Below are 12,852 nucleotides of genomic sequence, written 5' to 3'. Positions count from 1 at the left end.
AAAAACCCTACTCCGCCGCCTGCAGCACCGGTTTCGTCTTTTTCGGCGCGATCCAGAACGCATCGGGGCGCTCGAACAGGAAGTTGGCATGCAGCGCCAGCGCCAGCCGCCAGATCGCCACAGCACCTGCCACTCCCGCGAGGGTCACGATCAGCGAGACCGTGCCGATGTCGGCGATCAGCCCGCTGCGCAGCAGCAGCGTCCGGGTTGCCGCCATCGGCAGGAAGAAGGCGAGGTAGATGACGATGGAATGCTCGCCGCAATAGCGCAGGAAGTTGAGCCAATGCCGCTGTGCCAGCAGCGTGCCCATCACGATGATGGCGCAGGCACCCGCAAACCCGAGCGCCAGCGAAACGAAGGGCCATTCGCTGAAGCCCGATGCCACCAGGCAGCCATTGACGAGCGCCCACAGCGCAAGTCCTCCAAGCGCGAGCGCAGGCCGCGCCCGCGCGCGGTCCGACAGCGCGAACACGTAAGCGGCAGCCCAGTAGCCGGAATAGAAATACACGAAGCGCGCGCAGAATTCGTCGATCACGGTCCAGCCGGTGGCGACATGCGTCATCTCGAGTGCCGCTGCCACGAGCCAGATTGCCAGCGGCGGGATTCGGCGTGACAGTTTTGTGACGACGAAGAAGATCGGCAGCAGATAGATGAACCACAATGTGCCGAACGGCTCGATGAAGGATTCCAGATACAGGTAACCGACATGATGCCAGCTGCTCTCGGCGGCGAATGAAGGCGCCTTGAAGCCGAACTGGATCGTCACCCACAGCACATAGAAATAGGCGAAGTGGACCACCTTGCGGTCGAGATAGGTGCGCCATTCGCGGTCGATCACGACAGAGAGGAAAAGCCCTGAAATCAGGAAGAAATCCGGCATCCGGAACGGTTTGGCGAACATCACGACAAGGTGCATGAAGCCGGTCTGGCCGGCCGCGGCCTCCACGCCCAGCACCGAATGCATCATCACCACCATGACGATGCAGATGCCCTTGGCATAGTCCACCCAGTCGACACGGTCAGGCCGCGCCGGGGCCCCCGCAAAAGCGGGTCGCTTTGACATGGCGGATGTGCCGTTTACGGTCATCAATGTCTCTTTTCGGCTCGGTAAAGTGCCATCATCTGCCTGATCGGTTTCTTTCTCCTTTATTCATACAAATGACATGCCGGATTCCCGCTTTTTTCGGGTTTCCTCTTTGCCGCCAAATGTTTTAAGAGGCGATGCAAAGCTGAACGGGCGTTAACCACCACATTGCGTTTCGAGCGAAATCGAAGCCGGCTCGGGTAAAGAAAGCGCTTCAAAACAAGGGCTGAAGACCAGGTTCTGATTTGGCCAGAACGGTTCGGCCCTGGAAACGGGTTGATCGATGCGCATTGCCATGATTGGAACGGGCTATGTCGGGCTGGTGTCCGGCGCCTGCTTTGCCGATTTCGGCCACCAGGTCACCTGCGTGGACAAGGATGCCGGCAAGATCGCTGCATTGCTGCGAGGCAAGATCCCGATTTTCGAACCCGGCCTCGATGCGCTGGTGGCGTCGAACGTCAAGGCCAAGCGGCTCGACTTCACCACCGACCTGACCACGCCGGTCGCGGAAGCCGACGCGGTGTTCATCGCGGTCGGCACGCCGTCGCGGCGTGGCGACGGCCACGCCGACCTCACTTACGTGCACAGCGCCGCGCGGGAGATCGCCGCCGCATTGTCCGGCTTCACCGTGGTCGTCACCAAATCGACCGTGCCGGTCGGGACCGGCGACGAAGTCGAGCGGCTGATCCGCGAAACCAATCCTTCGGCTGACGTTGCGGTTGCCTCCAATCCGGAATTCCTGCGCGAGGGTGCGGCGATCCGCGATTTCAAGTTTCCGGATCGCATCGTGGTCGGCACCTCGGACGAACGCGCCCGCAAGGTGATGGGAGACCTTTATCGCCCGCTGTCGCTGAACCAGGCGCCGCTGATGTTCACGGCGCGGCGGACCGCGGAACTGATCAAATACGCGGCCAACGCATTTCTCGCCACCAAGATCACCTTCATCAACGAGATCGCCGATCTCTCCGAAAAGGTCGGCGCCAATGTACAGGAAGTCGCGCGCGGCATCGGGCTCGACAACCGCATCGGCTCGAAATTCCTGCACGCCGGACCGGGCTTCGGTGGTTCCTGCTTTCCGAAGGATACCCGGGCGCTGGTGAAGATCGCGCTCGACCACGATGTGCAGTTGCGCATCGTCGAGGCCGTGCTGGGCGTCAATGACAACCGCAAGCGCGCGATGGCACGCAAGGTCGCCAACGCGGTAGGCGGCAATCTGCGCGGCAAGACCGTCGCGGTGCTCGGTTTGACCTTTAAGCCGGATACCGACGACATGCGCGAGGCGCCGTCGATTCCGCTGGTCACCGGGCTGCTCGACATGGGGGCCAAGGTGCGCGCCCACGATCCGGTCGGCATGGAACAGGCGCGCAAGGAACTGCCCGATATCGAATATTGCGAGGACCCCTATGAGTGCGTGCGCGGCGCCGATGCGCTGGTGATCGTCACCGAGTGGGTGCAGTTTCGCGCGCTCGACCTCGACCGCATCAAGAGCGCGATGGCGCACCCCGTCGTGGTCGACCTGCGCAACATCTATCGCGCCGACGACATGGTAGCCCACGGCTTCGTCTACGAGAGCGTCGGGCGGGGCGTCGAGCCGGGACTGTAGCCCAACCACAGTTGTCATACCCCGCGCATGCGGGGTATCCAGTACGCCCGGTGTTCGTAACCGGTGACACCTGCGTTTACTGGATCACCCGCATTCGCGGGTGATGACGGGTCAGATAAGTTGCCTCGCACTTTTGATACGCCGCTTCCGATCGACGTCGTGCTCGATGAACTCGCGCGCACGCTGGCCGGCCACAACGCCGCGGTGCTGGTGGCGCCGCCGGGCGCCGGCAAGACCACGCGGGTGCCGCTGGCGCTACTCGACGCGCCCTGGCTGAAGGGCAGAAAGATCATCATGCTGGAGCCGCGCCGGATCGCGGCGCGGGCCAGTGCCGAACGCATGGCGAAGACGCTCGGCGAACGCGCCGGCGAGACGGTCGGCTACCGCGTTCGCTTCGGCTCGAAGGTTTCGCGCGCGACCCGGATCGAGGTCGTGACCGAGGGAATTTTCGCGCGGCAGATTCTCGACGACCCCGAACTCAACGGCGTCGCCGCCGTGCTGTTCGACGAATTTCACGAGCGCTCGCTCGATGCCGATTTGGGCCTGGCGCTAGCGCGGGACGCCCAGACCGGCTTGCGCGAGGATTTGCGCATTCTGGTGATGTCGGCGACGCTCGATGGCGCGCGGGTCGCCAAACTGCTCGGTGACGCCCCCGTCATCGCCAGCGAGGGCCGCGCCTTTCCGGTCGAGACCCGTTATCTCGGCCGCAAGCCCGATGCGCCGCTGGAACGGCAGATGGCGGATGCCATCGCAACGGCGCTACGCGCCGATCCCGGCTCGGTGCTGGCTTTCCTGCCGGGCGCCGCCGAAATCCGCCGCACCCAGAATTTCCTCGGCGAACGCGTCCACGACGCCGGCATCGAGATCGTGCCGCTGTTCGGCGCGCTCGATGCCACCGTGCAGGACCGTGCCATCGCGCCGGCGCCGAAGGGGTGCCGCAAGGTGGTGCTGGCAACGTCCATTGCCGAGACCTCGCTGACCATCGAAGGCGTCCGCATCGTCGTCGATTCCGGCATGGCGCGGGTGCCGCGCTACGAGCCGGATATCGGCCTGACACGGCTGGAGACCGTGCGCGCCTCGCGCGCCGCGGTCGATCAGCGCCGTGGCCGCGCCGGCCGCACCGAGCCCGGCGTGTGTTACCGGCTGTGGGACGAGCCGCAGACCGCCTCGCTGGCGGCCTACACCCAACCCGAAATCCTAAGCGCCGACCTGTCCTCGATGGTGCTCGATCTCGCGCAATGGGGCGTCAGCGACCCCACGACGCTGGCCTTTCTCGATTCGCCGCCCGCGCCGGCACTGAAGGAAGCGAACAGCCTGCTCAGCGAACTCGGCGCGCTCGACGGCGATGGCCGGATCACTGCTGAAGGCCAGAGTCTCCGCGCGCTGGCGTTGCCGCCGCGGCTGGCGCGCATGATCGTGGATTCGCACCGGCTCGGCGCCGGCGAGGAGGCCGCCGAAATCGCGGCCATCCTGACCGAACGCGGCCTCGGCGGCGACAGTGTCGATCTCGACGTGCGGCTCGATCAGTTCCGCCGCGACCGCTCGCAGCGCGCTTCGAGCGCGCGGAGTCTCGCGCAGCGTTGGGCCTCGCAGGTGGCGTCGACCGAGGGGGCGCCCGCCGAGGACACCGCACCATCCTCCGGCATCATGCTGGCGTTTGCCTTTCCCGACAGGGTGGCGCGCAACCGCGGCAATGGCAGCTTCGTGCTCGCCAACGGCCGCGGCGCCGCGGTCGAACAAACCTCGTCGCTGGCGCGGGCGCCCTATATCGCGGTCGGCGAATTGACCGGCACGGCGGCGCAGGGGCGTATCCTGCTGGCGGCGTCGATCACCCAGGCCGATATCGAACTGCGCTTTGCCGGCCAGATCGAAAACACCGAGGAGATTTCGTTCGATCGCGCGGCTATGGCGCTGCGCGCGCGCCGCAAAAAGACGCTGCACGCGATCACGCTGTCGGAAGCACCGATGGCGCTGTTGCCTTCGGCGGAAACGGCGCGCATTTTCGCCGCGGGACTGATCGCCGCAGGATTCGACAAATTGCCATGGTCGAAATCGCTGCAACAATGGCGCGACCGCGTCATGTTCTTACGCAAGGCCGAAGGCGATAGCTGGCCCGATCTGTCGGATGCAGCGCTCGCGACTGAGGCCGAGAACTGGCTGGTGCCCGCGCTCTACGACAAGATTTCGCTGAAGGAGGTTTCGGCCGGCGATCTCGCGGACGCGCTGATGGGGCTGTTGCCGTGGGAATTGCGCGCGCGGCTGGAGCGCGAAGCGCCGACGCATTTCGAAGCGCCGACCGGCACCATGCTGGCTATCGACTATGAGGCCGAGCAGGGCCCGACCATTGCGGTCCGGCTGCAGGAATTGTTCGGGCTCAACACCCATCCCTCGATCGCCAAGGGCGCGGTGCCGCTGGTGCTGGAACTGTTGTCGCCGGCGCAGCGGCCGGTGCAGGTGACGCGCGATCTGCCGGGCTTCTGGCGCGGCAGCTACGCCGCGGTTCGCTCCGATTTGCGCGGCCGCTATCCCCGGCATCCCTGGCCGGAAGACCCCGCCAGCGCGCTGCCGACGCGGCGGGTCAAGCCGCGGGGGACGTAATCCGCGCTCGCCGTTAACACTTCACTCATCCTTTTCGCCAAAATGACGGTCCTGGCCGCCCTTGTTAGTCGCGGTTTGGCGGCTGCCGTGGTGATATCGGCCGCCCCGGAAACGAGTGTGTGGCGTCATGCGTAACCTGATGATCTTTGCCGCCGTCCTGGTCGGCCTCGGCACCTTCATGGCGCAGATGGCGGACAAGCTGTCGCCGGCGGCGGCTTCCGCTACCACAGCTCCGCGAAAGGCTTCCGTCGAGACGGAAGCGCCGGCCTCCGGCCGCAGCTTGAGCATTGCGCGCGACGCCCGCGGCCATTTCCAGACCGACGGCAGGATTGACGGTCAGCGTATCGACTTCATGGTCGACACCGGCGCCTCGGTGGTTGCGCTCAACGAGAAGTCCGCGGCGCGGTTCGGCCTGCGCCCGGCCCGCGGCGACTACAATGCGACCGTCAGCACCGCCAACGGCACCATCAAGGCGGCCCGCACGCGGCTCGCCATGGTCGAAATCGGTGGCCTCGTGGTGCGTGACGTCGATGCCATGGTGCTGCCGGACGCAGCGCTGTCGGAAAACCTGCTCGGCCTGTCGTTCCTTTCGAAGCTGAAGCGCTTCGAATACGCCAACGGCAAGATGGTGCTGGAGCAGTAAGGTTTCCCGGTTACCAAACCGCCGCAATTAGCCGTCACAACGCCGATCCCGCCTATCGCCGCGCCGATGCATCCGCTAAGGCTGCGGTGTTCCTTTTCCTTTTTGACGACAAGGCTGTCTGATGTTTCCTAAGCCGAAACCCGTGCTGGTTCCGAATACCTATGCTTTCGAATCCGCCCCGATGGTGAAGGCGACCGGCTTCCGCGAATACGACGCGCGCTGGCTGTTCGAAAAGGAAATCAACCTGATGGGCATTCAGGCGCTGGGCATGGGGCTCGGCGCGCTGATTGCGGAACTTGGCGTCAAGCAGGAAATCGTCGTCGGCCACGACTTCCGCAGCTATTCGGCTTCGATCAAATACGCGCTGATGTCGGGCCTGATGGCGGCAGGCTGCAAGGTGCACGACATCGGGCTCGCAGTGACGCCGATGGCCTATTTCGCGCAGTTCGATCTCGACGTGCCCTGCGTCGCGATGGTCACCGCCTCGCACAACGACAACGGCTGGACCGGCGTCAAGATGGGCGCCAACCGTCCGCTGACCTTCGGCCCCGACGAGATGACGCGGCTGAAGCAGATCGTGCTCAACGCCGAATTCAACAACAAGGCCGGCGGCGCCTATCAGTTTCACGAAAATTTTCCGGCGCGCTACATCGCCGATCTCACCAAACGCACGAAGCTCAAGCGCAAGCTGAAGGTCGTGGTCGCCTGCGGCAACGGCACCGCCGGCGCATTTGCGCCGCAGGTGATGGAAGCGATCGGTTGCGAGGTGATCCCGCTCGACACCGAACTCGACTACACTTTCCCGAAATACAATCCGAACCCCGAAGATATGGAGATGCTGCACGCGATCCGCGATGCGGTGCTCGCGCACAAGGCCGATGTCGGCCTCGGCTTCGACGGCGACGGCGACCGCTGCGGCGTGGTCGACAATACCGGCGAGGAAATCTTCGCCGACAAGGTCGGCGTCATGCTGGCGCGCGACATGTCGGCGATCCACAAAAATGCGCAATTCGTGGTCGACGTGAAGTCGACCGGATTGTTCGTGACCGATCCGGTGCTGCAGAAGCAGGGCGCCCACACGACCTATTGGAAGACCGGCCATTCCCACATGAAGCGCCGCACCAACGAGCTCGGTGCGCTGGCCGGCTTCGAGAAATCCGGCCACTTCTTCTTCAACAAGCCGTACGGCCGCGGCTATGACGACGGTCTGGTGTCGGCGATCGCGGTCTGCGAGATGCTGGATCGCGCGCCCGGCAAGTCGATGGCGGACCTGAAAGACGCGCTGCCGAAGACCTGGTCGTCGCCGACCATGTCGCCGCACTGCGCCGACGAAACCAAATACGGCGTCGTCGATGCCGTGGTGAGGCATTTCGAGGCGCTGCAGAAAAACGGCGAGAAGGTCGCGGGGCAGAAGATCCGCGATCTCGTCACCGTCAACGGCGTGCGCGTCACCGTCGAGGACGGTAGCTGGGGCCTGGTGCGGGCTTCATCCAACAAGCCGGAACTGGTCGTCGTGGTCGAGAGCCCCGTCAGCGAGCAGCGGATGCGGGATTTGTTCGAGGCGATGGATTCAGTGCTGCGCACGCATCCCGAGGTCGGCGAGTACAATCAGAAGATCTAAGGGGCGTTCTTCGCCTCGTCCCGTTACGCCGCCGGCACCGGCAACGCGGTGACCGACTTGATCTTCTCCATCGCAAAGCGCGACGTGACGTTCTTCAGCGGTACGGCGCTGATCAGCTTTTTGTAGAACACGTCATAGCTTGCCATGTCCGCGACCACGACGCGCAGCATGTAATCGACGTCGCCGGCCATCCGGTAGAATTCCATCACCTCAGGCATGGCGCTGACGGCGCCGGCGAAGGTCTTCAGCCAGGCTTCGGAATGATCGGAGCTCTCGACCGAGACGAACACCGAAATGCCGAGCCCGATCTTGTTCTGATCGACCAGGGCGACCCGGCGCAGGATCACGCCGTCGGCCTCCAGCCGCTGGATGCGCTTCCAGCACGGCGTCGATGACAGCCCGACCCGGTCGCCGATCTCGGCCACCGACAGGGAGGCGTCCTCCTGCAATACGGTCAGGATTTTGCGGTCGATGGCGTCGAGGCGCCGATTGGCTTCAGGGATATGAACGGCTAGGTCGGTCATGAGAAAAATGTTCCATAGGCGAGGTTTATCTACCTCATATATAGAAAATTCTTCTCAGGCAAGCCCTCACTACGGGGTGGTCCGGGCCGGGTCGGCCCCCTGGTTCTGATTCAAAAGTGCTTCAACTTCAGCACGTTGCGGGGCTGCGAAGGCGCCCCCGAACCGAGTGCATTTCAGCGCTGCGGCGGCCGAGGCGAATCGGAGCGCCTGCCGCAGTTCCTGCTTCTCGGTGATGGCGAGCGCGAAGGCGCCGTGGAACACGTCGCCGGCGCCCAGCGTATCCACGGTGTGGACCGGGAACGCCGGCGTCTCCTGGATCGCCCCGTTCTCGTCGAGCCAGATGGTGCCCCGGGGCCCCCGCGTGCCCGCCAGAAACGACTTGGTCAGCTTGGCGATCTTGTGCAGCGCCTTGGCATCGTCGGCGATAGCGGCGGTCTCCTGCAGCGGTTCGCTCGAGAACACCAGATGCGAGGACGCGTTCAGCAGCCCCTCGCGCAGCGACATCGCGCGGTCGACGTCGACGATGACGGGGATGCCGCGCCGGACCGCCTCGGCGCAGAGGTCGGTGCAGAACTCCGCGCAGCGGCTTTCGGTGAGAATGGCGGCGCAGTCGTCCAGCAGCGTTTCGGTGGGCGGCAGGTGGACTTTCCAGAGCTCGGGATCGCGGAAGGTAACAATGGTACGTTCGCCGCTTGGATCGATCATGATGGCCGAAATCGGGGTCACCAGGCCCGGCATGTGGACCACGTGCTTGGTTTCGATGCCTTCATGCGCGAGCTTGTCGAAGATGTACCGGTCCGAAGTGTCACGGGCATCGCCCATCGGCCCGCAGACCGAGGCGCGGCCGCCGAGGCGCACGATGCCGATGGCGGCATTGAGTGCATTGCCGCCGCAGATTTCCTCGAAGTGGGTCGCGTTTTCCTTGGAACCACGGGCGGGAACGCCGCTGACCCGGAAGGTCAGGTCGCGCACCGGCATTCCGATGCACAGAATACGTGGCGGGATTTTGGGCGCTTTGCCTTGAAAATTCATCCGGGGATCCGTCATGCCGGCTCCGTACTGTGCCGGAACCTTGGTCCGGAGTTAATCGACTGGTCCATCGGACGGTTCCCGCTATGCGCCGTTATTGCCGCTCCCATGCACCCAGCGGCCGATCAAATGATGCGCAATCGCGAACGGATGGGCGGCAAAAAGGCCGTCGGGATGCTCGCGCTTGTGCATCAGGGTCGCCTCGGCGCGGGTGAACCAGCGTGCGTCCTCGAGTTCCACACGGTCGACGACGATTTCCTCGGTGGTGGCGCGCGCGGTGCAGCCGATCATCAGCGAAGACGGGTAGGGCCAGGGCTGCGTCATGTAATAGTTGACGTCGGTGCAGCGGATTCCGCTTTCCTCGAAAATCTCGCGGCGGACCGCGTCCTCGATCGTCTCGGCCGCCTCGACGAATCCGGCCAGGCACGAATACATCCCGGGCATGAACTGCTTCTGCCGGCCCAGCAGGATTCGATCGCCATGCGTGACCAGCATGATCACGACGGGATCGGTGCGCGGAAAATGTTCGGCCTTGCAGCTCGGGCACTCGCGCTTCCAGCCGCCTTCCTTCATCGCGGTGCGAGTGCCGCAATTGGCGCAGAAGCCGTGACGCTGATGCCAGGTCACCATCGATTTGGCCATCGCGATCGCAGAGAGTTGTTCTACCGGAGCGAGACCCTGCATCGCCATGCCGCGCAGTTCGGTGACGGCGACATCATCGCGCCCCATCAGCTTTTCCACGGCCGTTGCGGCGATGCCCATGCCGAACAGCGGCGCGCCATCGCGCAACCCTAAGAAGATCGTGCCGGGATTGGCGCCGAGCTTTACCGCCTCGTCGACACCAAGCAGCATGCGCGGGCCGTCGGCCTCCTGCTTTACCACCAGCGAGTCGCGGTAGATCACATACGCGCGGGCGTCGCGACGGCTTTCCAGCGCGAACAGCTTTTCGTCGTCAGAACGCAGATGCGCGGCGCGGTCGAGAACGTTGGTGACGAAAGCGGGCTTTCCGAGCGGATACTTATCGAATGCAGACATAATTCAACCCAACCAGATCTTGCGGCGAAGTGCGCTGATGAAATTCTGTACTTCCTCGGCGTCATGCGCCAGCGGCGGCATCACGCCCCAGACCGGACGCGGCCAGGCGGCATCATTCGACCGCCGTGCGATGACGTGGACATGGAGCTGCGGCACCAGATTGCCCAATGCCGCGATATTCAGCTTGTCGCATTGGGTGACCTCCTTGAGCGCTTTGGCGACCCGGGAGATTTCGGTCATCAACTGCGCCTGGCCGACCTCGTCGAGATCGATGATTTCCACCGCATTGTTCCGGCGCGGCACCAGCAACAGCCACGGATAATGCGCGTCCTTGATGACCAGCACCCGGCACAGCGGCAGGTCGCCGATGTCGATGGTGTCTTTCTTGAGCTGGGAGTGCAGCGACCAGTCGGAGACGTCAGAGGGCATGCATATTTCCTCGTCATGGCCGGGCTTGTCCCGGCCATCCACGTCTCTCTCTGCCGGGGAACGAAAGGAAGGCGTGGATGCCCGGGACAGGCCCGGGCATGACGGCAACTAATGCCTTTCCCGGTTTCTGCACAAGCCCCGCAAACCCATGCCACCCCGCTTGCTTTCCGGCCCTTTTGGCCCCAAATAAGGACCGGGAGATTGGCGGTGGACGAGCCTCTCGCCAACCGGGTCAGGTCCGGAAGGAAGCAGCCCTAACGAGGTCCGGATCGGGTCGCTCGTCAGTCTCCTACCTGTTTTTCGAGCGAAAAGCGCATGGAAGCGGCCAGTCCCTGCCGTGCGCTTGATTTCGTTCCTTTCCGCAAGCCGGCCTTGAGAGACAATCAATTGCGGATCGACCGATGAGTGATGCTGGCGCTCCCCCCGATCATCCCGAAAGCGCCAACCAGGGCGGTTTCGCGCTCGGCGGCGCGCCGGATGCGGCCAAGCCCTACCGGGTGCTGGCGCGCAAATACCGCCCCTCCAGTTTCGAAGACCTGATCGGCCAGGAGGCCATGGTCCGCACGGTCTCGAATGCGTTCGAAACCGGGCGAATTCCGCAGGCCTGGATTCTGACCGGCGTCCGCGGGGTCGGCAAAACCACCACGGCGCGGATTCTCGCCCGTGCGCTGAACTACGAAAAGCCCGATGGTTCGGTGAAGGGGCCGACCATCCACATGCCGGATCTCGGCGTGCATTGTAAGGCGATCATGGAAAGCCGGCACATGGACGTGCTGGAAATGGACGCCGCCTCCCATACCGGCGTCGACGACGTGCGCCAGATCAACGACAGCGTGCGCTATGCGCCGGCCAGCGCCCGCTACAAGGTTTACATCATCGACGAAGTCCACATGCTGTCGACCGCGGCCTTCAACGCCTTCCTGAAGACGCTGGAGGAGCCGCCGGAACACGCCAAATTCGTCTTCGCCACCACCGAAATCCGAAAGGTTCCGGTCACGGTGCTGTCGCGCTGCCAGCGTTTCGATCTGCGCCGGGTCGAGGCCGACGTGCTGATGGGGCATCTCTCCAACATCGCGACCAAGGAAGGCGTCGAGGTCGAACCCGAGGCGCTCGGCGTCATCGCCCGCGCCGCGGAAGGCTCGGTTCGCGATTCGCTGTCGCTGTTCGATCAGGCGATTGCGCATGCGGCGGGCACGGTGCGCGCCGACGCGGTGCGGCAGATGCTGGGGCTGGCCGATCGCACCCGCGTGATCGACCTGTTCGATTCCCTGGCGCGCGGCGATCTCGCCGGCGCCTTCAACGAATTCCGTGCCCAATACGACGTCGGCGCCGATCCGGTGGTGGTGCTGTCCGATCTCGCCGAATTCGTCAATTTCGTCACTCGCGTGAAGATCGTCCCGGCCACCGCCGACAACGTCGCGTTCGGCGAGACCGAGCGCGTCCGCGCCCGCGAGTTCGCCTCCAAGCTGTCGATGCGGGTGCTGTCGCGGATGTGGCAGATGCTGCTCAAGGGCATCACCGAGGTGCAGACCGCGACGCGGCCGGCGGCCGCGGCCGAAATGGTGCTGGTGCGCATCGCCTATGTCGCCGACCTGCCGACGCCGGACGAAGCGATCCGAATGATCGAGCAGAACGGTGGTGGCGCACAGGCTGCCGCGAGTTCCGCGGCGTCGTCGCGCGTGGCGCCAGCCTCGACGGTATCGTCTTCATCGTCCGCAGCTTCGTCGTCCATGTCTTCCTCGCCGATGCGTATGTCGACGTCGCCGCGAAGCGGCGCCGAAGCGTCCGCGCGACCGCAAATGACGGCGCCGCAGCCCGCGGCGAACGCGACGCCGGCGTTGCGGATCACGAGCTTCCCGCAACTCGTCGCGCTGGCCGGCGAGAAGCGCGACATCATGGCCAAGATGGCGCTGGAGTCCGACATGCGGCTGGTTCGCATCGAGGATGGGCGGCTGGAAGTGGCACTGGAGCGCAACGCGGCGCGGGGGATGGTCAACGATCTCTCCCGCAAGCTGGAACAGTGGACCGGGCGGCGCTGGACCGTGATCGTGTCCAACGAAGCCGGCGAACCGACGCTGCGTTCACAGAACGAGGTCAGGAAGAACGAGCACGCCCGCGCCGCGGAGGCCGATCCGCGCGTCCAGGAGGTGCTGGCGCGGTTTCCCGGCGCCAAGGTCGTCGAAGTGCGCAAGCTTGCCGCCGAGCCGCCGGAATCCGATGCTACCGGGGAAGACCCCGCTGAGAGTTCCGACAGCGACGACGATTGATCGAGATCTCGAGACGACG

Annotated in this window: 10 protein-coding genes and 1 other RNA gene; 6 read left to right on the top strand and 5 right to left on the bottom strand. The window is 64.5% G+C overall.

The window, feature by feature from the left end:
• Positions 1 to 7: 7 nt before the first annotated feature.
• Positions 8 to 1,087: an acyltransferase family protein gene (locus tag FFI89_RS32645; RefSeq protein ID WP_138831561.1), complete on the bottom strand. Its 1,080-nt coding sequence runs from the start codon at positions 1,085 to 1,087 to the stop codon at positions 8 to 10.
• A 280-nt stretch (positions 1,088 to 1,367) separates the two neighbouring features.
• Here FFI89_RS32645 and FFI89_RS32640 point away from each other — a divergent pair, with 280 nt between their 5' ends.
• The 4 genes from FFI89_RS32640 to FFI89_RS32625 all read left to right on the top strand — a co-directional run bounded on the left by FFI89_RS32640 (position 1,368) and on the right by FFI89_RS32625 (position 7,549).
• Positions 1,368 to 2,687 (top strand): UDP-glucose/GDP-mannose dehydrogenase family protein, encoded by a 1,320-nt coding sequence (locus FFI89_RS32640; RefSeq protein WP_138831560.1) that lies wholly within the window; start codon positions 1,368 to 1,370, stop codon positions 2,685 to 2,687.
• Between the two features lie 120 nt (positions 2,688 to 2,807).
• Positions 2,808 to 5,285 (top strand): ATP-dependent helicase HrpB, encoded by a 2,478-nt coding sequence (gene hrpB / locus FFI89_RS32635; protein ID WP_168213122.1) that lies wholly within the window; start codon positions 2,808 to 2,810, stop codon positions 5,283 to 5,285.
• 139 nt (positions 5,286 to 5,424) lie between these two features.
• A complete protein-coding gene (locus FFI89_RS32630) occupies positions 5,425 to 5,928 on the top strand; it encodes a TIGR02281 family clan AA aspartic protease (protein WP_138835915.1) in 504 nt (167 codons plus the stop codon).
• Positions 5,929 to 6,049: 121 nt separating this feature from the next.
• Positions 6,050 to 7,549: a phosphomannomutase/phosphoglucomutase gene (locus tag FFI89_RS32625; protein ID WP_138831559.1), complete on the top strand. Its 1,500-nt coding sequence runs from the start codon at positions 6,050 to 6,052 to the stop codon at positions 7,547 to 7,549.
• Positions 7,550 to 7,572: 23 nt separating this feature from the next.
• On the opposite strand, the gene FFI89_RS32620 is transcribed toward FFI89_RS32625, so the two are convergent.
• The 4 genes from FFI89_RS32620 to FFI89_RS32605 all read right to left on the bottom strand — a co-directional run bounded on the left by FFI89_RS32620 (position 7,573) and on the right by FFI89_RS32605 (position 10,566).
• Complete coding sequence (locus FFI89_RS32620; protein WP_138831558.1) at positions 7,573 to 8,073, bottom strand: Lrp/AsnC family transcriptional regulator; 501 nt, start codon at positions 8,071 to 8,073, stop codon at positions 7,573 to 7,575.
• Positions 8,074 to 8,142: 69 nt separating this feature from the next.
• Entirely contained in the window at positions 8,143 to 9,105 is a 963-nt protein-coding gene (locus FFI89_RS32615; protein ID WP_138835914.1) for a sugar kinase, read from the bottom strand.
• Between the two features lie 81 nt (positions 9,106 to 9,186).
• Positions 9,187 to 10,137 carry an NAD(+) diphosphatase gene (gene nudC / locus FFI89_RS32610; protein ID WP_138831557.1) on the bottom strand — a complete coding sequence of 317 codons (951 nt, stop codon included), beginning with the start codon at positions 10,135 to 10,137 and terminating at the stop codon, positions 9,187 to 9,189.
• A 3-nt stretch (positions 10,138 to 10,140) separates the two neighbouring features.
• Complete coding sequence (locus FFI89_RS32605; protein ID WP_138831556.1) at positions 10,141 to 10,566, bottom strand: HIT domain-containing protein; 426 nt, start codon at positions 10,564 to 10,566, stop codon at positions 10,141 to 10,143.
• A gap of 196 nt (positions 10,567 to 10,762) precedes the next feature.
• Between FFI89_RS32605 and ffs the strand changes: the two genes are divergently transcribed.
• Together ffs and FFI89_RS32595 are read left to right on the top strand one after the other, a co-directional pair.
• Positions 10,763 to 10,859: signal recognition particle sRNA small type (gene ffs, locus FFI89_RS32600), an RNA gene on the top strand.
• 108 nt (positions 10,860 to 10,967) lie between these two features.
• Positions 10,968 to 12,833 carry a DNA polymerase III subunit gamma/tau gene (locus tag FFI89_RS32595; RefSeq protein ID WP_138831555.1) on the top strand — a complete coding sequence of 622 codons (1,866 nt, stop codon included), beginning with the start codon at positions 10,968 to 10,970 and terminating at the stop codon, positions 12,831 to 12,833.
• Positions 12,834 to 12,852: the final 19 nt, after the last annotated feature.

The sequence above is a fragment of the Bradyrhizobium sp. KBS0727 genome (assembly GCF_005937885.2).
Taxonomy (GTDB): domain Bacteria; phylum Pseudomonadota; class Alphaproteobacteria; order Rhizobiales; family Xanthobacteraceae; genus Bradyrhizobium.
This window is presented reverse-complemented; position numbering and strand designations above follow the sequence as displayed.